Annotated in this window: 21 protein-coding genes and 1 tRNA gene; 10 read left to right on the top strand and 12 right to left on the bottom strand. The window is 73.3% G+C overall.

Annotated features, from left to right (window positions below):
* Positions 1-401 (top strand): hypothetical protein (locus VNL12_RS01785; protein ID WP_325591011.1); only part of this gene is annotated, 401 nt, incomplete at its 5' end.
* The gene (locus VNL12_RS01780; RefSeq protein ID WP_325591010.1) at positions 394-2,829 is read left to right on the top strand and encodes a glycosyltransferase; all 2,436 of its coding nucleotides are present in this window, start codon (positions 394-396) and stop codon (positions 2,827-2,829) included. The genes VNL12_RS01785 and VNL12_RS01780, both read left to right, overlap by 8 nt.
* Here the strand turns inward: VNL12_RS01780 and VNL12_RS01775 are convergent.
* From VNL12_RS01775 to mfd, 5 genes are all read right to left on the bottom strand, one after another.
* Positions 2,819-3,142, bottom strand: a complete 324-nt coding sequence (locus VNL12_RS01775) for a septum formation initiator family protein (protein ID WP_325591009.1) — start codon at positions 3,140-3,142, stop codon at positions 2,819-2,821. The genes VNL12_RS01780 and VNL12_RS01775 overlap by 11 nt on opposite strands.
* A 221-nt stretch (positions 3,143-3,363) precedes the next feature.
* Positions 3,364-4,647 (bottom strand): phosphopyruvate hydratase, encoded by a 1,284-nt coding sequence (gene eno / locus VNL12_RS01770; RefSeq protein ID WP_325591007.1) that lies wholly within the window; start codon positions 4,645-4,647, stop codon positions 3,364-3,366.
* 107 nt (positions 4,648-4,754) lie between these two features.
* Positions 4,755-6,098 carry a MazG nucleotide pyrophosphohydrolase domain-containing protein gene (locus VNL12_RS01765; protein ID WP_325591005.1) on the bottom strand — a complete coding sequence of 448 codons (1,344 nt, stop codon included), beginning with the start codon at positions 6,096-6,098 and terminating at the stop codon, positions 4,755-4,757.
* A gap of 9 nt (positions 6,099-6,107) precedes the next feature.
* The gene (locus tag VNL12_RS01760; RefSeq protein WP_325591004.1) at positions 6,108-7,487 is read right to left on the bottom strand and encodes a peptidyl-prolyl cis-trans isomerase; all 1,380 of its coding nucleotides are present in this window, start codon (positions 7,485-7,487) and stop codon (positions 6,108-6,110) included.
* Positions 7,488-7,592: 105 nt separating this feature from the next.
* A complete protein-coding gene (gene mfd / locus VNL12_RS01755; protein WP_325591002.1) occupies positions 7,593-11,012 on the bottom strand; it encodes a transcription-repair coupling factor in 3,420 nt (1,139 codons plus the stop codon).
* A gap of 286 nt (positions 11,013-11,298) precedes the next feature.
* On the opposite strand from mfd, the gene VNL12_RS01750 reads away from it, so the two are divergent.
* On the top strand, positions 11,299-12,234 hold the full coding sequence (locus tag VNL12_RS01750; protein ID WP_325591000.1) for an isopenicillin N synthase family dioxygenase: 936 nt from the start codon (positions 11,299-11,301) through the stop codon (positions 12,232-12,234).
* On the opposite strand, the gene VNL12_RS01745 is transcribed toward VNL12_RS01750, so the two are convergent.
* Positions 12,227-12,553: a transcriptional regulator gene (locus tag VNL12_RS01745; protein WP_325590998.1), complete on the bottom strand. Its 327-nt coding sequence runs from the start codon at positions 12,551-12,553 to the stop codon at positions 12,227-12,229. The two genes, VNL12_RS01750 and VNL12_RS01745, sit on opposite strands and share 8 nt — an antisense overlap.
* Positions 12,550-13,011 carry a hypothetical protein gene (locus VNL12_RS01740; protein WP_325590996.1) on the bottom strand — a complete coding sequence of 154 codons (462 nt, stop codon included), beginning with the start codon at positions 13,009-13,011 and terminating at the stop codon, positions 12,550-12,552. The genes VNL12_RS01745 and VNL12_RS01740 overlap by 4 nt, the downstream gene beginning before the upstream one ends.
* A gap of 140 nt (positions 13,012-13,151) precedes the next feature.
* Between VNL12_RS01740 and VNL12_RS01735 the strand changes: the two genes are divergently transcribed.
* Both VNL12_RS01735 and VNL12_RS01730 read left to right on the top strand, forming a co-directional pair.
* Positions 13,152-13,301, top strand: coding sequence for a hypothetical protein (locus VNL12_RS01735; protein WP_325590995.1), 150 nt, complete (start codon positions 13,152-13,154; stop codon positions 13,299-13,301).
* 54 nt (positions 13,302-13,355) lie between these two features.
* Positions 13,356-14,393, top strand: a complete 1,038-nt coding sequence (locus VNL12_RS01730; protein ID WP_325590994.1) for a TIGR03617 family F420-dependent LLM class oxidoreductase — start codon at positions 13,356-13,358, stop codon at positions 14,391-14,393.
* 54 nt (positions 14,394-14,447) lie between these two features.
* On the opposite strand, the gene pth is transcribed toward VNL12_RS01730, so the two are convergent.
* The 5 genes from pth to VNL12_RS01705 all read right to left on the bottom strand — a co-directional run bounded on the left by pth (position 14,448) and on the right by VNL12_RS01705 (position 18,254).
* Positions 14,448-15,038, bottom strand: a complete 591-nt coding sequence (pth, locus tag VNL12_RS01725) for an aminoacyl-tRNA hydrolase (protein WP_325590992.1) — start codon at positions 15,036-15,038, stop codon at positions 14,448-14,450.
* Positions 15,039-15,103: 65 nt separating this feature from the next.
* Complete coding sequence (locus VNL12_RS01720; RefSeq protein ID WP_325590990.1) at positions 15,104-15,808, bottom strand: 50S ribosomal protein L25; 705 nt, start codon at positions 15,806-15,808, stop codon at positions 15,104-15,106.
* Positions 15,809-15,932: 124 nt separating this feature from the next.
* Complete coding sequence (locus VNL12_RS01715) at positions 15,933-16,919, bottom strand: ribose-phosphate diphosphokinase (RefSeq protein ID WP_325590989.1); 987 nt, start codon at positions 16,917-16,919, stop codon at positions 15,933-15,935.
* 76 nt (positions 16,920-16,995) lie between these two features.
* The gene (locus VNL12_RS01710; RefSeq protein ID WP_325590987.1) at positions 16,996-18,120 is read right to left on the bottom strand and encodes a bifunctional UDP-N-acetylglucosamine diphosphorylase/glucosamine-1-phosphate N-acetyltransferase GlmU; all 1,125 of its coding nucleotides are present in this window, start codon (positions 18,118-18,120) and stop codon (positions 16,996-16,998) included.
* 61 nt (positions 18,121-18,181) lie between these two features.
* Positions 18,182-18,254 (bottom strand) — tRNA-Gln (locus VNL12_RS01705).
* Positions 18,255-18,378: 124 nt separating this feature from the next.
* Here VNL12_RS01705 and VNL12_RS01700 point away from each other — a divergent pair.
* The 5 genes from VNL12_RS01700 to VNL12_RS01680 all read left to right on the top strand — a co-directional run bounded on the left by VNL12_RS01700 (position 18,379) and on the right by VNL12_RS01680 (position 21,826).
* The gene (locus VNL12_RS01700; RefSeq protein ID WP_272737931.1) at positions 18,379-18,480 is read left to right on the top strand and encodes a 30S ribosomal protein bS22; all 102 of its coding nucleotides are present in this window, start codon (positions 18,379-18,381) and stop codon (positions 18,478-18,480) included.
* A 323-nt stretch (positions 18,481-18,803) separates the two neighbouring features.
* A complete protein-coding gene (locus tag VNL12_RS01695; protein ID WP_325590983.1) occupies positions 18,804-19,259 on the top strand; it encodes a flavodoxin in 456 nt (151 codons plus the stop codon).
* 29 nt (positions 19,260-19,288) lie between these two features.
* A complete protein-coding gene (locus tag VNL12_RS01690) occupies positions 19,289-20,296 on the top strand; it encodes an LLM class F420-dependent oxidoreductase (RefSeq protein WP_325590981.1) in 1,008 nt (335 codons plus the stop codon).
* Positions 20,297-20,690: 394 nt separating this feature from the next.
* Positions 20,691-21,503 (top strand): SDR family oxidoreductase, encoded by an 813-nt coding sequence (locus VNL12_RS01685; RefSeq protein ID WP_325590979.1) that lies wholly within the window; start codon positions 20,691-20,693, stop codon positions 21,501-21,503.
* A complete protein-coding gene (locus tag VNL12_RS01680) occupies positions 21,500-21,826 on the top strand; it encodes a hypothetical protein (protein WP_325590977.1) in 327 nt (108 codons plus the stop codon). Before VNL12_RS01685 ends, VNL12_RS01680 begins: the two co-directional genes overlap by 4 nt.
* The last annotated feature ends 18 nt before the right edge of the window (positions 21,827-21,844 follow it).

Genomic DNA, 21,844 nt, shown 5'->3' with positions numbered 1-21,844 from the left:
TGCGGGCCCACGCCGCCTTCGGCCCCGGCACCTGCTACCTCCCCGGCCTGCTGTGGGCCCTCGACCAGCCCCCGGTGCTCGACCACACTGCGGTGGCGACCCTCCTCCGCACCGCCCGGGTGCGGCTGTGGTGGCGCGCCGCGGGCGACCTCGAGCCGCTGCGGGTGGTGGAGACGATCGAGCAGGGCTGCCTCCCGGTCCAGGTCATGCCGGTCGGGCCGGCGCACGATCTGGCGGCGCGCCTCCCTCGGCCGCTGGCCGCCCTCGTCGTGAGCGACGACGCCATGGCCGATCTCGACCTCTCGGTCTCCGCGGTGGCGGCCCGTCTGGGTCCGGTGGTCGAGCACGTCCTGGCGGGATCCTCCGATCGCGACCTGGTGGCCGGGGCCTACGGTGCCTGAGGACGATCCGGGCCCCGCAGGCCGGGCGGAGCGGGTCCGGGGCTTCGTGGCCCGGGCGCGCCGGGCCCCCGGCGCGATCGGCGACGTCGCCCACGACATGTCCGCCGCTCGGGATGCCATCGACGGCCTGGACGTCGCGCTGGCCCGGGTCGAGAAGCTGGTGTGGGCCGCCCGCGACGATACTCGGGGCGGCGTCACCGCCGTGGGCGACGAGCTGCACGCCCTCGACCGCCACCTGACCCGGGTGGCCGCCGGCTTCGAGCGCGTCGATGAGGCGATCGTCGCCCAGGCCGCCGCGTTGCACCGGGCCGTCGCCGCCCCCGCCCGGGCCGCGGCGGCGCGGTCCCTGACCGACGCCCTCGGCCCGTCGCCGACCCTCGAGCCCGGGCTCTCGGTGTTCACCCCGAGCTGGAACCACGCCGAGCTGCTGCCCGACGCCGTGCGGTCGGCGCAAGCAGTGCTCGATCTGGTGCCGCCCGATGAACAGGGCGAGATCGTGATCCTCGACGACGCCTCGGTCGACGCGACCACCACCGTGGCCGCCGCCCTCGCAACCGAGGACCCCCGCATCCGGGTCGTGCGGTCCGAGGTCAACCTGGGCCTCACCCAGGCCCGCAACGTCTTGCTCCACCGGGCCCGCACCACCCACGCCTTCCAGCTCGACGCCGACAACGTCGCCCTGCCTGAAGGCGTGGCCACCCTCTACGAGACGGCGCGGAGCACCGGCGCGACCCTCACCTACGGCACGATCGTCCAGGTCGATCGCCACGGCGCGGCGCTCGGCCCCATCGCCAACGAGCCACCGTCGCCCGCCCTCTTCCGCGCCAACTACATCGACGCCATGTCGCTGGTCGACCTGGCCGCAGCCCGCGCCCTCGGCGGCTGGTCGACCGATCCAGTGGTCGAGCACGTCGAGGACTGGGTCATGGTGCGGCGGGTGATGGCCGCCGGCCGGCTGATCGCGTTCGTGCCCACCCTGGTGGGCCACTACCGGGTGCTCGATTCGGGCCTCTACCGCAGTGTGTCGGACCCGCGCATCGGCTCGCAACGGGTGGCCCGCACCTTCGATCCCACCGGCCGCCGGCTCGCTGACGGCACCCTCGACGGCGTGGCGGCGGTGGCCGTGCACCCGGCGACCGGCCCCTTGTGGGCTACCCCTGAGGCCGTGGCCCTCCGGCCCGACCTGGCCCCACGCCCCGCGGCTCCGGTGACCACAGCGGCGCGGCGCCGGGTGTTGGTGGTCGCGCCCGGCGGTGTGGCCAACCTGGGCGACGACGCCATCACGGTGCGGGGACTCGACCGAGTCGCCGAGCTGTGGGGCGATGAGGTCGCCGTGGACCTGGTCACCGATGGCCCCGACCTCCCGCCGGGCCGCACCTCGGCCCGGTGGCTGGGCTCCCTCATCGACGTGCTTCCGGGCCTCTACCGAGCCGAGCTGGGCCCCGTCGACGAGGTGCACGAGGCCGCCGCCACCCTCACGCAGGTGGGCAAGGGCCGCTGGCGTCCCCTCGATCCGGGCGGCTACGAGGGCGCAGTGTTCCTCGGCGGCGGCTCGCTCCAGTCGTTGTGGTCCGACGGCCTCATCGCCCCCCGCGCCGTGCTCGGCGCCGCCCTGCGCCGCGCCGGCGTCCGGTACGCCTGCTCGGGCCAGGGCATCGGCCCGCTCGACGGGCCGGCGGACCGGGCCCTCGTCGGTGGCCTGCTGGCCGGCGCCGTGGCCGTCGCGTGTCGCGACGAGGCCTCAGCTGAGATCGCCCGGGCCCTCGCCGGCGTCGACCCGGCCACGGTGGTGGTCACTGGCGACGACGCCCTGGGGCTGGAGCCCGGTCCCCTCGGCTCCGGCCGCGACCGACCCGTGGTGGCGGTGACGGTGCGGCGGGCCGACTACGTGGCGGACTCGACGTTGGACCCCGTGCGGAACTGGGCCCGGGCGGTCGACGCTCTGGCCGACGAGCGGGGTTGGGACGTGTCCGGCGTGGCCCTGAACCGCCAACCACCGGAGCCGGAGATCGCAACCCTGGCCGGGCTACGCGCCACCACGCCGTTGCGCGCCCCCTGGCGCCTGGTCGAGTGCGGCTCTGACCCGAGGGTCCTGGTCGCAGCCATGACATCGGTCCACGCGGCGGCGGTCCAGTCGTACCACGCCGCCCTGCTGGCCCTGTCCGCTGGCGTCCCCGCGGTGTTGGCCGCGGGGACGCCGTACTACGTGGCCAAGGCACGTGGCTTGGCCACCCTCGCCGGCCTGCCCCCGGCCTTCGTCGTGACGGACCCCGCCGCCCTCGGCCCATCACTCGACGCCGTGGCGGCGGCCCTGCGCGATCGACCCCGCCCCCTCGGCCCGGCCTCCACGGCGGTCGACGCATGGTGGGCGGCACTCCCCGCCCGGTTGGGCGTTCCGGCCCGGCCGGCACCCTCCGCTACCGGTTGAGCCAGTCCTCGGCCCCGACGAAGGGCCAGGTGTCGGGCAGCTCGACCGGGGCCACCGCCGGCGGGAGGATCCGGAACGGGCGCTCCCCCGGACGGGCCATGCCGTACTCCTCGCGGGCGATCTGCTCGACCTCCTCGGGGGTCTGGAGGCGCGCGATGCGCTCTTCGAGCCGGCGCTGGTCGTCCTCGACGGCGTCGAGCTCGGCCCGCTGGGTCGCGGTCTGGTCGCGCTGGGCCAACCAGTCGCGGGTGGGGAACACGCCGACGAGCAAGAAGCCCACCAACGCCACCGAGGCCACCAGGCCGGCAGCCACCCGACGCCCGGGGCGAGGCGGTCGGCGTCCACCGGTGGGCGTCGAACCGCGGCGCGCCGCTGTCCGGGAGGCCGGGTCCGGCCTCGGCCCGGTCGGGCGAGCACGGCGGGGGGTTGGGCCCGGTGTCGGTCCGGTCGGGCGGGCGCGACCCTTGTTCACGTCACGCCCCGGACGAGGGCGACCCTTGTCCACGTCACGCCCCGGACGAGGGCGACGCTCGCTCACGCTGCGCCCCGGGCGAGGGCGGCGGCGCCGGGGAAGACCGCCGCTTCACCGAGGTCCTCCTCGATGCGCAGCAGCTGGTTGTACTTGGCCACCCGATCGCTGCGAGCCGGCGCCCCGGTCTTGATCTGGCCGCAGCTCGTGGCCACCGCCAGATCCGCGATGGTGGTGTCCTCGGTCTCGCCCGAGCGGTGGGACATCACCGCGGTGTACGACGAGCGCGCCGCGAGGGCCACAGTGTCGAGGGTCTCGGTGAGCGTGCCGATCTGGTTGACCTTGATCAGGATGGAGTTGGCCACACCGTCGGCTATGCCGCGCCCGAGACGCTCGACGTTGGTGACGAAGAGGTCGTCGCCGACGAGCTGCACGCGATCGCCGACGGCCTCGGTCAGCGCGGCCCAGCCCTTCCAGTCCTCCTCGTCCATGCCGTCCTCGATCGACACGATGGGGAACCGCTCGCTGAGGTCGGTGAGGTACGCCACGAAGTCGGCGGGTGAGATCTTGCGGCCCTCGCCGGCGAGGCTGTACTTCCGGCCCTTGAAGAGCTCGCTGGCGGCGACGTCGAGGGCGATGGCGATGTCGGTGCCCGGCGTGAACCCGGCGCTCTTGATCGCCTCGACCAGGAGCGTGACCGCGGCCTCGTTCGACTCGAGGTTCGGCGCGAAGCCGCCTTCGTCCCCGATGGCGGTGGCCAGGCCCTTCTTGGCCAGGATGGCCTTGAGGACGTGGTAGGTCTCGGTGCCCCACCGCACGGCCTCGCCCAGGCTGGCCGCCCCGACCGGCATGATCATGAACTCCTGGATGTCCATGTTGTTGTCGGCGTGGGCCCCGCCGTTCAGCACGTTCATCATGGGCACGGGCAGCACGTGGGCGTTGGTGCCGCCCACGTGGCGGTAGAGCGGTACGCCCACCTCCCGCGCCGCGGCCTTGGCCGCGGCCAGCGAGACCCCCAGGATTCCGTTGGCGCCGAGGCGGGACTTGGCGTCGGTGCCGTCGAGGTCGAGCAGGGCCCGGTCGAGCACCCGCTGCTCGAGGGCATCCATGCCGATCACCCGGTCGCGGATCTCGCCCTCGATGTGGCCGACGGCGTTGCGCACACCCTTGCCCCCGTAGCGCGGGCCTCCGTCGCGGAGCTCGACGGCTTCGAACTTGCCGGTCGAGGCCCCCGAGGGCACCGCGGCGCGCCCGACCGCACCGGAGTCGAGGATCACCTCCACCTCCACGGTGGGGTTGCCGCGCGAGTCGAGGATCTCGCGGCCGACGACATCTTCGAGGGTGCTCATGGATCTGGGGGGCTCCCGTTGCGGACGGCCGACCACGGTGTCGGACGTCCCGAGGCTACGCGACCGGCGGCGTCGGGCTCCGGTACCGCCGATCTGCGGACGTGACCTCAGCCCGACGACTCGGCCGCCCGGACCCGGTCGCGAAGTCGACCGGCGGCAGTGCGCAACGCCGTCTCCGGGTCGATCTCCGCGTCCCGGGCGGCGGCGACGAGGGCGAGCAGGCGCTCGCCGAGGTCATCGGCATCGGCGACCTCGGTGGGCGCAGGAGCGGTCCACGGGTGGCCGACGGCATCGGCCTTGCGCAGCACCTTGTGGGCCCAGAGCAGCGACGGGAGGGTGTCGGACAGGCCGTCCATGACGCTGGTCGCCCCCGTCTCGGCCCGCTTGATCTCCTCCCACGACCGGGTCAGCGACCCGGTGTCGGCGGCGTGCGTCGCGCCCGCCGCCCCGGGCGGGGAGAACACGTGGGGATGGCGGCGGACGAGCTTGTCACCGATGCCCCGGGCCACGTTCGCGAGGTCGAACGCCCCCCGCTCGGCGCCGAGCGTGGCGTGGAAGACGACCTGGAACAACAGGTCGCCGAGCTCCTCGGCCAGGTGCTCGTCCGCCTCAACCTCTGCCGCGGTGCCGTGCGCTGCGTCCCAGGCGGTGATGGCCTCGACGACCTCGTAGGCCTCCTCCAACGCATGGCGGCTCAGGGTGACGTGCGTCTGCTCCCGGTCCCACGGGCACTGCTCGCGCAGGGTCCGCACCAGCTCGGCGAAGGCCACCAGCTCTCCGGCGACGGGTGCGGCCAGCGCCGGGATCCACAGCGACGTGAGATGGTCAGGCGCGACGCTGCGGTCGAGGTCGGCCCAGGCGACCTCGGTGATCGCCTCGTCGGGCGACCCGAGGCGCTGGATCACCAGCACCGGCTCGGTCGGCGGGTCCTCCACCGCCAGCTTGATGTCCGAGAGCACCCGCCGGTTGTGGCAGTGGGCCACGAGCAGAGGGCCCCGCTGGCCGGCGGCGGCGGTGGCGAAGCAGTGGCCGTCGACGAGGCGCACACCCTCTTCCACGGGGTCGAGGCCGAGGCGCACCCACGTGAGGTCGAGGAACGACAGCGCGGGTCGGACGTCGAGCTCGACCTCGCCCGCGGCGGCCCGCGTGGCGAGCAGCTCGACGGTGCGCTCGAGGACCCGGGGCGACCCCGGCACCGCGTAGATGACCTCGCCGTGGTCCTGGGCGTGGGCCACGAGGTCGTCGGCGATGCGCTGGTACACCTCGGCGAAGGACTCCGCCTCGTCGTAGGTGGCGTCGTAGCTCGGCGCCCCGGCGACCAGCGCGGCCGCCGGATGGCGGGAGGTGCGCAGCCGCACCGGGCGGTCGCCGGCGAGCAGGGCGGCTGTCTCACCGGTGACGAGGTCGGGGCCCGCCGGTCCGAGCCCGCAGGCGATGACGCGGTCGGTCACGGGGTCCGGTCAGCCCGGCGGGGCGGTGGAGGCCGGTTCCTCGGCCGCGGGCGGGGCCTCGGGGTCGGCGGGGCCGGTCTCGGCCGGCGGGGCCTCGGGGTCGGCGGGACCGTCGGGAGGGGTCTCGGCCGGCGGGGCCTCGGGGTCTACGGGACCGTCGGGAGAGGTCTCGGCCGGCGGGTTCTCCGCCGGTGGGGCCTCGGGGTCCGGCGGGGGTGCAGCAGGCGGCGGCGCGTCGGGTGACGGGCGCGCGCCGGGATCCGTCGGAGCCTCAGGCGTCGCGGGGGGCTCCGCTCCGGGGGGCGGCACCGGGGCGGTGGGCGCATCGGGGACGGGACCGGTCGGCGGGATCACCGTTCCCTGCTCGGCGTCCCAGCGGCCGTAGCGCGGGTCGATCCGCACGTCGGTCTCGGCCAGCTCGGCCTCGATCAGCTCGCCCAGAGCGGCCTCGCCCCCGGCGGGAAGCTGCTGGAGCAGGGTGTCGCGCACATCCTCGAACGGCGCGAGCTGGATGTCCTGCACCTCGACGAGCACCACGTTGCCCTGGTCGTCGTAGGCGAAGGGCCCCGAGACGCCACCGACCTCGGAGGACGCGATCTGCTCGAACGCCTCGCCCTGGAGCTGCTGTTGCAGCTGGGAGAGCGGCGTGCACTCGCCGGTCACGCCGCGCGCCTCGGCGACCGCGGGGTCGGTGGAGATCTCGGCCGACACGTCGCCGAAGTCCTCCCCGGCATCGAGCCGGGCCCGAGCCGCGTCGAGCCCGTCCTCGGCCACCACCAACAGCCGCAGGCACACCGACGCGAACTGGGCGGGGTTCTCCTCGTAGAACTGGCGGGCCGCCTCCTCGTCGGGCGGGTTCTCCTCGGAGAGCACGCGGGTGAGCGCAAGGGAGTCGGCCCGCAGATCGACCAACCACTCGCGGGTGTCAGGCGCCAGGGCGTCGAAGATCTCGGTGCTGGCCGCCTCGGCCTCGCTGACCTCGCCCTCGGGCGCGGCCGGGTCGGCCTCGGTCTGGCTGACGAAGCTCGTCGTGACCTGCTGCTCGGCCTCGGTCCGCTCGGCCTCGGTGGGCTCGACGCCGCGCTCGGCGGCGAGGTTGGACTGGAGCGTCTGGAGGACCAGGTTGCTGAGCAGGCTCGCCACCGGCTCCATCTGCAGGGTGTCGTCACCGTCGCCCTCGATCGACTCGCCGTACATCTCGGCGTCGGCCTCGAGGTAGGCGTCGAGGATGTCGTCGACCCGCTGCCCGGAGATGTCGGTGTCACCGACGGTGGCCGCCGGGGGCCGGCCCGGGTTGCAGGCGGTGGCGCCGAGCACGAGCGCCATCAGGGCGGCGGCTGCGACCGCGGACCGGACGGAGCGGGTCCTCGGGGAGCGCAATGAGGCCATCGGGCGTCGATGGTAGGGGTCGGGCGACGGGCCCCGGCATTCGCCCTGCGCTCGGCGTCGGATCAGACGCACGCTCGACGTACCCGACGGCGATGGCGCGCCCGCTCAGACCGCGGGGACGAGCTGGCGGAGCAGGTCGACCAGGGTGCCGGCCAGGTCGGGGGTCTTGGGCACCGGCAGCACGAGCAGGCCCTTGTCCTCCTTGTAGACCGCCTGGTGGAACAAGCGCTGCACCCGTATCTGCTGGCTCTGCTTCAGCGGAATGGGCGACACCCGGGCGGTGTAGGCCGGTCCGCCGAACGCCGGGCCCTTGGTGACGTTGATCTCGCGGGCCCCGATGCGGTGGGCCTCGGCGCGGAGCCGGGCGATCTCGAGGAGCTGGGCGGCGGGGTCGGGCACGGGGCCGTAGCGGTCCTCCCACTCGACGCGGATGTCGTCGACCTCGGCCGGGGTGGTCACCGTCGCCAGGCGGCGGTAGGCCTCCAGGCGCAGGTCCTCGCGCGGCACGTAGGACTCCGGGAGGTGGGCGTCGAGGGGCAGGTCGAGCTTGACCTCGGCCGGCTCCCGGGGTGTCTCGCCCTTCAGGTCCGCGACCGCCTCGGTGACCATCTGGACGTAGAGGTCGTAGCCGACGGCCGAGATGTGACCCGACTGGCCGGTGCCGAGCAGGGTGCCGGCGCCCCGAATCTCCAAGTCGCGCATGGCGATGCGGAAGCCCGAGCCCAGCTCGGTGGACTCGCCGATGGTCTTCAGCCGCTCGTAGGCCTCCTCCGACAGCGCCATGTCCACGGGGTGGAACAGGTAGGCATAGGCCCGCTGGCCGGCCCGGCCGACCCGCCCCCGCAGCTGGTGGAGCTGGCCCAGGCCCAGGCGGTCGGCCCGGTCGACCACCAGGGTGTTCACCGTGGGCATGTCGATGCCGGACTCGATGATGGTCGTGCAGACCAACACGTCGAAGCGGCCCTCCCAGAAGTCGAACACGACCTGTTCGAGCGTGCCCTCGTCCATCTGGCCGTGGGCCACCGCCACCCGGGCCTCGGGCACCAGCTCCCGCAGCTGCCGGGCGGTGCGGTCGATGTCGCGCACCCGGTTGTGCACGAAGAAGACCTGACCCTCGCGCAGCAGCTCGCGGCGGATCGCCTCGGACACGGCGCGCTCGTCGTACTCACCCACGTAGGTGAGGATCGGCTGGCGCTCGGCCGGCGGCGTGTGCAGCAGGGTGAGGTCGCGGATGCCGGTGAGGCTCATCTCGAGGGTCCGGGGGATGGGCGTGGCCGACAGGGTGAGCACGTCGAGGTTGGTCTTGAGGGCCTTGATCTTCTCCTTGTGGCTCACCCCGAAGCGCTGCTCCTCGTCGATGACGAGCAGGCCCAGGTCCTTGAACGCGACATCGGCCGAGAGCAGGCGGTGGGTGCCGACCACGCAGTCGACCTCACCGGAGCGGAGCCCCGCCATCACCTCGCGGGCCTGGCCCGAGGTGAGGAAGCGGCTGAGCACCTCGACGCGGATTGGATAACCGGCGAAGCGGTCGCTGAAGGTCCCGAAGTGCTGCTGGGCGAGCAGCGTGGTCGGTACCAGGATCGCCACCTGCTTGCCCTCCTGGACGGCCTTGAACGCGGCCCGGATGGCGATCTCGGTCTTGCCGAAACCGACGTCGCCGCAGACCAGGCGATCCATCGGCGTCCCGTCCTCCATGTCCGCCTTGACGTCGGTGATGGCGGTGAGCTGGTCGGGCGTCTCGCGGTGCGGGAAGGCGTCCTCCAGCTCCTGTTGCCACGGCGTGTCGGGCGGGAAGCTGAACCCGACGGTGTTGAGGCGCTGCTGGTAGAGCACCACCAGCTCCTGGGCCACGTGCTGGACCTCGGCCTTCACCTTGGCCTTGGTCCGCTGCCAGTCACCCCCGCCGAGGCGCGACGGGGCAGGGTCCTCGCCGCCGGTGTAGTGGCGCACGGCGTCGATCTGGTCAGACGGGACGTAGAGCTTGTCCCCGCCGCGGTACTCGAGCAGCAGGTAGTCGCGCTCGGCGCCGCCGATCGAGCGGGTGACCATGCCGCCGTAGCGGGCGACCCCGTGCTGGTGGTGCACCACGAACGAGCCGGCGCGCAGGTCGTCGAAGAAGCCGGCGGTGTCGCGCTGGCGCGAGCGTGGGGCCCGGTGGGGGCGACGGCGTCCGGTGAGGTCGGGCTCGGCCAGCACCGCAAGCTCGGCGCCGGGCAGGATGGCGCCTCGGTCGAGCGCGGCGACGCGCACCTCGACCTCGAGGTCATGGCCGCGGAGCAGGTCGGCCATCCGCACCGCAGACGCCTCGGTGTCGGCGGCGGCGACGAGGCGGTACCCGGCGCGCACCATGTCGCGCACCTGGGTCACCAGGGCCGCGCCGTCGCCGACCGCCGGGTTCCAGCCGATGCTCTGCACCACCGGAGTGTCGGGGGCGTCGGCCGCGTTGGCCATGGTCCACACCGGGGCGCGGGTGTGGGTCAAGAGCCGCTCGAAGGGCAGGTGCAGGCTGGGGATCTCGGTGCCGTCGGGGACGTCCCAGGTGCTGCGGGCCAGGTGACGGGCCAGGTCGGCCTCCTCGGCGAGGATGTCGGCCGCCCGATCGCGCATGCGCCGGGGCTCGACGAGCACGACGAGGGCCTCCTCGTCGAGCAGGTCGAACAGCACGTGCTCGCGCTCGGTCAGCCACGGCAGCCACGACTCCATGCCGTCGAACACCAGGCCCTCGGCCAGGCGCTCCCACTGCTCGCGGCCCCACGGGTGGGTGGCGACGAGCGTCGCGGCCCGGGCCCGCACGTCGCTCGTCGCCATCAGCTCGCGGCACGGGAAGATCGCCGCGGCCGTCAGCGGGTCGGTCGAGCGCTGGTCGGTGACGGAGAACTCGGTGAGGCGGTCGACCTCGTCGCCCCAGAGGTCGATGCGGATCGGGCGGTCCTCGGTGGAGGGGAACACGTCGACGATCGACCCGCGCACCGCAACCTCCCCCCGGGCCTCGACCTGAGGCTCGCGCCGGTAGCCGGCGGCGACGAGCGTGCGGGCCACCTCGTCGCGGTCGAGGGTCTGGCCGGGGCGGATGATGAGCGGCTCGACCTCGTCGACGTGGGGGCCGAGGCGCTGCACCAGGGCCCGGATCGACGCCACCACGACCTTCGGGGCGTGGGCCGGGTTCTTCAGCCGCCAGACGACCCGCGTGCGGCGGCCCATGGTCTCGACGTTGGGGCTGACCCGCTCGAACGGCAGCGTCTCCCAGGCCGGGAACAGCTCGACGGCGTCGGCGCCCAGGTAGGCGCCCAGGTCGTGGCTGAGGCGCTCGGCGTCGCCGGTGGTGGGACACGCCACCAGCAGCGGCGTGCGGTTGCCGCTCGCCAGGTGCGCCACGGTGAGGGCGCGGGCCGGCTCGGCCACGGCCAGCACGGCGCGCGTGCGCCCCCTGACCTGGGCCAGGCCCGGGTCGGCGGTGAGCAGCGGCGGCAGGTCGGCGAGGGGCCGGCTCGCGGTCGGGGCGGTGCTGGTGGTGACGGTGCTCACGGGAAGGCTCAGGGGGACGGCGGACGCGACGGCACGCCGGGATCCGGTGGGCACCGGTCCCGAGCGAGATCTCAACCTACCCCCGCCCCAGCCCCGCTCCGCCGCCGGATGTCCTCCCGCCTGAGCCTGCCGCCGAGCGCTCCCGTGCCGCCGAGCGCCACCGCCTCCGAACCGGTCGCGGAATCCGTCGCTCCGGGCACGGGATCCGCGACCAGAACGGCTGACCCGCCGAGCCGGTCGTCGGTCGACCGGGCGGAACGGTGGGCGTTGGTGGCATCCTGGTCTCATGGCCATCGACGTCGCCACGGTCCACCTCGACGACTTCAGCAAGGGGACCGGCGCCACCCGGGACGCCTTCGTGTCGACGCTCGGCCAGAGCCTGGTGGAGACCGGGTTCGTGAAGGTCGACGGCCACCAGGTAACCGGCCGCGACATCGAGGCCGCCTACGGCGCCGCCCGGGACTTCTTCGCCCTGCCGAACGACGCCAAGGATGCTTACGTCCGGCCCAAGGGCGCGGGTGGCTACACGCCGTTCGGCACCGAGCACGCCAAGGACAGCGAGGCCATCGACCTCAAGGAGTTCTGGCACGTCCACCAGGACGTGCCCCCGGAGCACCCGCTGTTCGCCGCCTACGGGCCCAACGTGTTCCCCGCCGAGGTCCCGCACTTCCAGCCCGCGATGATGCGCCTCTACCGTGACCTCGAGGTCGCGGCCCAGACCCTGCTCGAGGCCATCGCCGTCTACCTCGGCCTGCCCGAGCGCGACCTGGCCGACATGGTGGTCGACGGCCGCTCGGTGCTGCGGGTCATCCACTACCCGCCGTTGGCTCAGGCCGCGCCGCCCGGTGCGGTTAGGGCCGCGGCCCACGAGGACATCAACCTGATCACCCTGCTCCCGGCGGCCACAGAGTCCGGGCTCGAGCTGCTCGACCGCAACGGCGCCTGGTACCCGGTCGACGGGTTGGAGGGCGAGATCGTGGTCGACGCCGGCGACATGCTGAGCCGCCACGCCAACCTGAAGATCCCCTCGACGACCCACCGGGTCGTGAACCCCGACGTCGACGACGTGGCCCGCTACTCGATGCCGTTCTTCTGCCACCCCCGCCCCGAGGTCGTCCTCGATGCCCCGCCGGCGCTGGTCGACGGCGAGGAGAAGCTCTTCGAGCCCATCACCGCCGATGCCTTCCTCGACCAGCGCCTGGCCGAGATCGGCCTCACCTGACCGGCTGGCCGACGGGGTCGGCGTGGCTGCGCCCCGCGGCGACGATGGCCTCCAGGGCGGCGACGTGGCGGCGAAAGGCGGCGGTGCCCTCGCGGGTGATCCGGTAGCGGGTGACGGCGCCGCGACCCCGACCGGTCTTGGCGACCTCGACGTAGCCAGAGCGCTCCAGCGCCGACATCTGCTTCGAGAGGTCCGAATCGCTCACGCCGAGGTGGGCGCGCAGGAACGGGAAATCGGTGCTCGTCGAGGCGGCCAGCACCGCCATGGCGGCCAGCCGCTTGGGCGCGTGGATGACGGGGTCGAGGTCGACGATGCTCACGCCAGCCGCTCGCGGGTGGCGCGGGCCGCGGCCTCGTAGCGGCGCTCGTAGGCGACAAGCCCGGCAGTGACGCCGACGAAGGCCAGCGCGGCGCCGGCGAGGACACCGGCCCACACGGTGGCCGCGACCACCACCGCCACCACCACGACGGCCCCCACCGCGAAGCCGCCCATGGCCCTGGCGACCTCGGCAGGCACACCCGAGAACGACGGCATCGTCCCCCGGTAGCGCCGGTACCAGCCGATGAACGCGACCTCTGCGGCGACCAGCACCAGCACGAGGCCAACGGTGAGCCCCGGTCGCTCGCCGGCCTGGCCGATGGCGACCACCATGGACGCCGCCCAAGCCCCGGCGGCCGGGAAGTACCACCATGGCGTGGGCGGGTAGTCGACGTAAGGGGCGGCTCCGGCGCGCTCGGCGGCGGCCAGAGGGTCTCGAGGTGTCCGATCGCTTTCCATGACGGAAAACACTATCGACCACTTTCCATGGCGGCAACCTTTCTCAGCTCGCTGCCGCCCTCGGTGTCCTCACCGACGACGTCGATCCCGCAGATCTTCGGGCCACTGACACCGCTGACCTGCGCTCGATCGCGAAGCTCGTGCACCAGCGGGACCACGTCGACCACGAGCTCACCGGCGCCATCCGGGCCGCCCGGGCCGCACACCGGTACTGGTCGGAGATCGGCGCCATGCTCGGGGTGTCCAAGCAGGCGGCGCAGTGCAAGTACGGCGACAAGACGACCGTCTGACCCGACAGAACACGCTCGGCACTGAGTTGAGCCAGCATGGGCCAGGATCAGGCGGTGCTGATCGATACCTTGCTGATGGCTCGGCCCGACCAGGTGCGGGCCCGGGCCCGGGCGCTGGCCGCCACCGGCGTCGACGGGCTCTTCGCCTTCGAGGGACCGCACGACGTGTTCCTGCCGCTCACCCTGGCGGCCGAGACCGGGCTGTTCCTCTACTCGAACATCGCGGTGGCCTTCCCCCGCTCGCCCATGCACCTGGCCCACACGGGTTGGGACCTGCAGGCGCTGGCTCCCGGCGGGTTCGCCCTCGGGCTCGGCACCCAGGTGCGGGCCCACATCGAGCGGCGCTACGGCGCGACCTGGTCGCAGCCCGCGGCCCGGATGGAGGAGTGGATCGGCGCCATCCGCGCCGTCTGGGACACGTGGGAGCACAAGGTGCCCCTCGACTTCCGGGGCCAGCACACCCGCCACACCCTGATGACCCCCGCCTTCGACCCCGGCCCGCTGACCCGGGGCCGCCCCGACCTCTGGCTGGGAGCCCTCGGGCCGCGGATGACCGCACTGGCCCTGAGCCAGGCCGACGGCTGGCTGATCCACCCCTTCACGTCGGACCGTCACACCTCCGAGATCACCCTCCCTCGCATCTCAGCCGGGCTGGCCACCGCAGGACGGGACCGCACCGACGTCACGCTCGTCGGCCAGGCCATCCTGGCCTGCGGGATCGACGCCGATGCGCAGCGGGCGGCCGACGAGGACGCCCGCTGGCTCGTGGGGTTCTACGGGTCGACGCCGGCCTACGAGCCGGTGCTGGCCACCGAGGGGCGCGCCGCGCTGCACCCCGAGCTGCGGCGGCTCTCCCGCGAGGAGCGGTGGGACGAGATGGCGGCCCTCGTCGACGACGACCTGCTCGACGAGGTGGTCGTCCGGGGTGACCCCGACCAGGTGGCGCGCCGGCTCCACGCCCGCTTCGCCGGTCACGTCGACCGTCTGGCCATCTACGCGCCCGGCGGCATCGCCGACGAAGCCCTGGCCGCCGTCGTCTCATCGCTCCGCGCCCTCGACGGTGGGGCTCGGGATGCCACCGGCGAACCTTGAGCGGGTGACCGCGGGAGCGAGGGTTGATCGCTCAACGTCTCGACGGCGCGACGGTCAGGCGGGGTCGGGCTTGGCGTTGTAGTGGGCCATGGCCCGCTCCACGCCGTCGGTGGCGATGGCGAGAACGGCGTCGGCGGCCTCGGCGATCACGATGTCGAGCTCGGTGCGCTCGGCCTTGCCGGGTCGGCGCAGCACGTGATCAGCGCCCTGCTGGCGACCCGGGGGCTTGCCCACCCCGATGCGCACCCGCACGAAGTCATCAGTGTGCAGGTGGGCCTTGATCGACTTGAGCCCGTTGTTGCCGGCCAGTCCGCCGCCCAGCTTCACCTTCATCCGCCCGGGGGGTAGGTCGAGCTCGTCGTGGACGACGACGAGGCGGTGCAGGTCGTCGATGTCGTGGCGCCGCAGGAGGGCGGCGACGGCCAGACCGGACTCGTTGTAGAAGGTCTGCGGGACGCCCAGGGCGATGCGGAGCGACCCCACCCGCACGTCGTCGGTGAGGGCCCGCTCGTTGCGGAACCCGGCCCTCAGCCGGCCCCCGTGGAGCTCGGAGAGGAGCGCCACGGTGTCGGCCCCGACGTTGTGGCGGGTGCGGGCGTAGTCGGCCCCGGGGTTGCCCAGGCCGATGACGAGGAGGTCGGCCACAGCGGCGGGTGCGGTGCCGGGCTCTGGCGTCGACGCAGCGCGCCGGCGCCGACGGCGAAAGACGCTCAGCCCTCGTCGCCGCCCTCGGCGGCGCTGTCGTCGTCGGACGGCTCGTCCTCGGCGGGGGCCTCCTCGTCGGACGCCTCCTCGGCCTGCTCGGCGGCGATCTGAGCATCCGCGGCCTCGATGGCCTCGGCCTCGATGGCGGCGCGGGAGTGCTGGGCGCTGGCCACCGCATCGTCGGGGTCGACGTCGGTGGTGACCCCGGTGGGGAGGTCGAGGTCGGCGACGGTGATGGTGTCGCCGATGACCATGCCGGAGATGTCGTGGGTGAGCTGGTCGGGGATGTTGCCGGGCTTGGCGTTGATGGTCAGCACCAACATCGGCTGCTCGATCATCCCCTGGTTCTGCTCGACCTCTTCAGCCTCGCCCTCGAGCACGATGGGCACGTCGACAGAGATCTCCTGGTCCCGCCGGATGAGCAGGAAGTCGACGTGGTCGACGGTCCGGGTGATCGGGTGGCGCAGCATGTCCTTGATGATCGAGAGCTGGGACTCGTCCTCCCCCTCGATCTGGAGGTCGATGAGGGCGTTGAGGCCGGCGTCGGTGATGAGCGCGGCGCGCAGCTCGCGCCAGTCGACCGTGACCGGGAGCGGCTCGCGGCCGAGCCCGTAGACCACGGCCGGCACCTTGGCCTCGGCCCGGAGGCGGCGGGAGGGGCGGGTGCCGGTGCGGCGGCCGGTGGTGGCGGTGAGGGTGATCTCGGCCATCGGGACTCCTACGTCTGAGATCGCGCCGGAGCGCAGAGGATGTGAACCCGACAGGTTACGGTCCGCATCACCTGGCGCCCAAAGCGCGATCGATCCGGAACCCCGGGTGAGGCACCTCGCTCGGTCAGCTCTGGTTGCGCCCGCCGAAGATCTCGCTGACCGACGAGTCGTCGAAGACCGACTCGATCGCCTGACCGATGATCGGGGCCACCGACAGCTGCTCGATCTGGGGGATCTGCTTGCTCGGCGGGAGGGGCAGGGTGTTGGTGAGCACGACCTTCGTCAGCGACGAGTTCTTCAGTCGATCGATGGCCGGCCCCGACAGCACGCCGTGGGTGGCCATGGCCCACACATCGAGGGCGCCCTGCTCGCGGAGCAGGTCCGCCGCCGCGCAGATGGTGCCGGCGGTGTCGATCATGTCGTCGAGCAGCACGCAGCTGCGCCCGTCGACCTCGCCGATGATGTTGGCCGCCACCGCCTCGTTGGCCATCCCCTGAGGCCGGAACTTGTTGACGAAGGCCAGGTCGGCACCGACCTCGTTGGCGAAGCGCTTGGCCGCCTTCACGCCCCCCGAGTCGGGGGAGACGACGACCAGGTTGGTGGGGTCGGTGTGGGCTCGCAGGTAGTCGACCTGGATCGGCATGGCGGTGAGGTGGTCGACGGGCATGTCGAAGAACCCCTGGATCTGCCCGGAGTGGAGGTCGACCGACACGACCCGATCGGCACCGGCGACGGTGAGCATGTCGGCCACCAGCTTGGCCGTGATCGGCTCGCGGCCCTCAGCCTTGCGGTCCTGGCGGGAGTACCCGTAGAAGGGGCACACGGCGGTGATGCGCTTGGCCGATGCCCGCTTGGCCGCGTCGACCATGATGAGCTGCTCCATCAGCGAGTCGTTCACCGACTGGCCGGCCTCGCCCGAGTGGGACTGGACGATGAAGACGTCTGCGCCGCGGATCGATTCGCCGTAGCGGCAGTGCATCTCGCCGTTGGCGAAGTGCCGGAGGTTGGCGTCGCCCAGCTCGATGCCGAGGTGATCTGCGATCTCCCCCGCCAAGCCCGGGTGAGATGAGCCCGTGTAGAGGTGCAGCCGCTTGGTGGTGACGGTCTCCATGACGCGCTCTCCCGAGTGGGGTGGATCAGTGGGCTGGCCGCCCGCGGGGCGGGGAGCCGGGCGCCGGTCAGCCACGTCAGGGGCCGTCGGCGGCGTCGGGCGCGGGGGCGGCGAAGAACGGTCCGGTGATGGTGCCGTCGGCCACCGACTCTCCCGGCGCCACGTGGGCGTAGGGGCCGACGTGCGCATCGGCGCCGATCTCGGCGTCGCGTGCGGTGGTCTGCTCCACGGTCGAGCGGGCTCCGACCACGCAATCGATCAGGCGCGTGTCGGGGCCGACCTCGGCGCCGCGACCGATGACGGTCTGGCCCTGGAGGATCGTGCCGGGGAACAAGGTGACATCGGTGGCCAGGTCGACGGTGGTGTCGACGTAGGTTCGATCGGGGTCGACCATGGTGACGCCCAGCTTCAGCCAGCGCTGGTTGGTGCGGCGTCGCAGCTCGGCCTCGGCCGCGGCGAGCTGGGCCCGGTCGTTGACGCCATGGGTCTCGTCGGGGTCCTCGGCCGCCACGGCGGTGACCCCGTAGCCGGCGTCGTGGAGCACCTCGACGACGTCGGTCAGGTAGTACTCGCCCTGGTCGTTGGCGGGCTGGATCCGGCGCAGGGCGGGGGCCAGCACGCTGCGGCGGAAGCAGTAGATCGAGGTGTTGATCTCGTCGATCTCGCGCTGCTCGTCGGTGGCGTCGCGGTGCTCGACGATGCGGGCGACGCGACCATCGCGACCCCGCACCACGCGCCCGTAACCGGCGGGCTCAGCGAGGCGGGCGGTGAGCACCGTGCAGGCGGCATCGGACTGCCGGTGGCGCTCGACGAGCCGGCTGATGGTGGTGGCGCGCAGCAGTGGCGTGTCACCGGGCAGGACCAGGATGTCGGCGCCGTCGTCGGCGCCGGGTTCGAGGTCGTCGTCGGGGAAGGCGGTGAGCCCAACCGCCACGGCATCGCCGGTGCCCTGTTGGCGGTGCTGCTCGATGAAGTCGAGGAGCAGGTCGGGCTCTTCGGCCTGGAGCTTCTTGGTGACCCGCTCGGCGCCGTGGCCGACCACGACCACCACCCGCTCGGTGCGGCACTCGGCCAGCGAGTCGAGCACGTAGCGCACCATGGCCCGCCCGCAGAGGAGGTGCAGCGGCTTGGGCCGCTCGGAGCGCATGCGGGTGCCCTCGCCCGCGGCGAGCACGACTGCAGACAGCGGGCGCTCGGCCATGGGGCAGGTCTAGCGCGCCGGACCTCATGCCGTGAACCGCGGAGCAGCGGGCGTCGCCTCGCTCGGGGGGCAGGGATCGAACCTGCGACATCCGGCTCCAAAGGCCGGCGTTCTGCCAACTGAACTACCCCCGAAGGTCGACCCAGCCTAGGACCGACCCACGACCGGACCCGGCGAGGGTCCGGGGTCGAGCGGGGCTCCGGCCCGCCCGCCGAGGTTGGAGGACACCGGGGGGCCACCGCTAGGTTGGGACGCCTCATGGGATCTCTCGTCAAGAAGCGCCGTAAGCGCATGCGCAAGAAGAAGCACAAGAAGATGTTGAAGCGCACCCGCTGGCAGCGCCGCGCCGCCGGCAAGTAACACCTTCAGCTCTCACGCCGACGACCGCCACCCGGAGCCCCTCAGGCCCGGCGGCGGTCGTCGTTGCGTCCGGGCCCGACGTCGGGGCGAGGACGCGACGGCCGGTCGCTGTGCTACAGCCGTTCGTTTGCCCTCCCGGTACGGGGGGCAGGGGAGGCGGGTCCCCAACGCCACACAAAGGAATCCCCCCCGTGGAAATCGGCCTCGGCACCGTCGTCTTCATCCTGATCGTCATCCTGATCATCTACTTCGTGCGTCGCGCGTAGCCAGCTCGTCTGCGCCGGGTCCCCGCCACGGGGCGAGGACCCGGCGAGAACAGACCGATGGCCCGTCTCCTGATCGTCCACCACACGCCCTCGCCGAACCTCCACGCGCTGCTCGATGCGGCGCGCTCGGGCGGCAACGAGCCCAGCATCGCCGGGGTCGAGGTCGTGGTGCGGGCGGCGCTGACCGCCAGCCCCGTCGACGTGCTCGAGGCCGACGGCTACGTGATCGGCGGCCCGGCCAACCTGGGGTACCTCGCGGGGGCGGTGAAGCACTTCTTCGACACGGTGTACTACCCGTGCCTGGAAGACACCGTGGGCCGGCCCTTCGCGGCCTACCTGCACGGCAACGACGACACCGCCGGAGCCCGACGGGCGCTCGAGGTGATCACCACCGGCCTGCGCTGGCGCCCGATGGCCGAGGTCGTCGAGGTGAAGGGCGAGCCCGACGGTGCCGCCCTCGAAGCCTGCTGGAACCTGGGCGCCACCGTGGCCGCCACCATCGGCGAGCCCTGAGCGGCCCAGCGACCGCTACCGTCCCGCTGATGACCGACGTGCCAGCCGGGTTCACCTACGCCAGCCTCATGGGCCTCGGCCCCGGCTACGCCGTTCAGACCGCCCGGCGCGCCGCGACGCTGGGCTACCGCTCGTTCTGGACGGCGGAGACGACCGGGCCCGAGGCCTTCTCGCTGCTCGCGGCGGCGGGGGCGGCGGCGCCGGGGCTCGACCTCGGCACCGGGGTGCTGGCCCTGCAGCTGCGCACCCCGCCGCTGGCGGCCATGGCCGCAACCACGCTCGCGGCCCTCGACCCCGAGCGCGACGTGCTGCTGGGCGTGGGGGTCTCTTCCCCGGTCGTGACCCAGCGGTGGCACGGGGCGTCCTACGGGAAGCAGCCGTTGAGCCAGGTCCGCGAGTACGTCGCCCTGGTGCACGAGTGCCTGTCGGGCGAGAAGGTCACCTTCGCCGGTGACCACTACGCGGTGAAGGGGTTCCGCCTCGGCCTGCGCCCGACCGAGCGGCGCCCCCAGGTCGTGCTGGGCGCGCTGGGGCCCAAGATGCTCCGACTGGCCGGGGAGGTCGCCGACGGCGTGCTGCTCAACTACCTGCCGGCGTCGCACGTGGCCTGGTCGGTCGAGCAGGTGCGCGCCGGTGAGGCCACGGCCGGGCGGGTAACCGGTTCCTGCACCATCCACGCCTACGTCCACGCCGGGGTCGCCGATCGCGACGGTGCCCTGGCCAACGGGCGCAAGGACCTCTTCTCCTACGCTGTCGTCGACGCCTACGCCCAGAGCTTCACCCGCGCCGGGTTCGGCGACGAGGTGACCGAGGTGCGGGCCCGCCACGCCGCCGGTGATCGGGAGGGGGCCCTCGCGGCGGTGAGCGACGCCATGGTCGACGCCATCGACGTGGTCGGCGACGCGGACCTGGTGCGGGCCACCCGGCAGGCATACGTTGATGCCGGGGTCGACCGGCCGGTGCTCATGGCCCTGCCGTGGGGAGAGGACCGTTGCGAGGTGGTCGACGCCACCCTCGCGGCCTTCGCCGAGCCCTGACCTACGGCCCCGTCGGACAGCGAATCGACGACGAATCGACAGGGGATCGGCAGCGAGTCGCCCGCCGACGAACCCCCACTGCCCTGGACGCCGTCGGCCAGCGAATCGACAGCGAATCGCCCGCTGACGACCTCACCACCCGTCCTCGTCAACGTCCGTCGGCCAGCGAATCGACAGCGAATCGCCGCCCGACGAGCCGGTGAGCAGGAAGATGATCGGCCCGGCGCACGGACCCGCTCCCTCGACGGACCGGCGAGGGCCCCGACGCGCCACCGCCCGTCAGCGCTTCTGGCGCCGAGGCATCGCGCTGTGCGCGTCGATCGGGCGCAAGAACGGTCGGTCGGCCGCGTCCCGCGCGTCCACCCTGGAGGCCCCCCTTCGGTACCCTCCCCCGATGAGCCTCGACGGGACGACCTGCATCATCACCGGGGGGGCGCGCGGCATCGGCTTCGCCCTCGCCGACCGCTTCCTCGCCGAGGGGGCGGCCGGGGTCACCGTGGTCGACCTCGACCCGGCCGACTGCGCCGCAGCCGCCGCCCGGCTCATCGAACGCCACGGCGACCGGGTGCTCGACCACGCCGCCGACGTGAGCCGCGAGGACGAGGTGCGTGCTGCGGTCGGGCGCACCGAGGAGCGCTTCGGGCCCGTCGGGCTCTTTGCCGCCAACGCCGGCATCGGCACCGGGATGGGTCTCGACGCGGACGACTCCGCGTGGGAGCGCACCTGGCAGGTGAACGTCATGGCCCACGTGGTTGCGGCCCGCGTCGTCGTGCCCGGCATGGTCGAGCGGGGCGGAGGCACCTTCCTCACCACGGCGTCGGCCGCCGGGCTGCTGGCCCAGATCGGCGACGCCCCCTACTCGGTCACCAAGCACGCGGCGGTGGCCTTCGCCGAGTGGCTGGCCATCACCTACACCGACCACGGCCTGCAGGTCGCATGCCTCTGCCCGCAGGGCGTCAACACCGACCTGCTCCGCGGCGGCATGGGCTCCAGCGCCGCGGTCGAGACGGTGACGATGCAGGGCGTGATCGAGCCCGAGCAGGTCGCCGAGGCGGTGGTGGCCGGCCTGGACGAGCGCCGCTTCCTGATCCTCCCCCACCCCGAGGTGGCCGAGTACCAGCGCCGCCGGGCCACCGACCCCGATCGCTGGCTGGCCGGGATGCGCCGCCTCCAAGCCCTCGTGATCGGCGGTCACGCCGGAGGATGACCGACGAGCCCACCCTGCTCGAGATCGGCCTCCACGTCGGCGACGCGGTGCGCTTCCGGCCCCGTCCCCAGGCCCGCTGGCAGGAGGCCACCGTCGTGCGGCGCGAGCGCGACGGGTCGGTCGGCCTCCGCGACGAGCGAGGAGCAGCGCGCGCCCTGCCGATCGAGCGCCTTGAGGTTCGCACCCGGGGACGGCGCGGCGCCCGCACCTGGGAACCCCTCGCCCAGCGGGCCGACCGTCCCGAGCAGCTCGACCTGTTCGTCGACGGTGCCCCACCGCCCGCTCCGGCCTCGGCACGCCGCCGCCCCGCCCGTCGCCGTTGAGAACCGAGCGGTTCCCCT

It is taken from the genome of Iamia sp. (assembly GCF_035575815.1).
Classification (GTDB): Bacteria; Actinomycetota; Acidimicrobiia; order Acidimicrobiales; family Iamiaceae; genus Iamia.
Note: the sequence above shows the minus strand (reverse complement) of the source record. Positions and strands in the feature narration are given on the sequence as shown.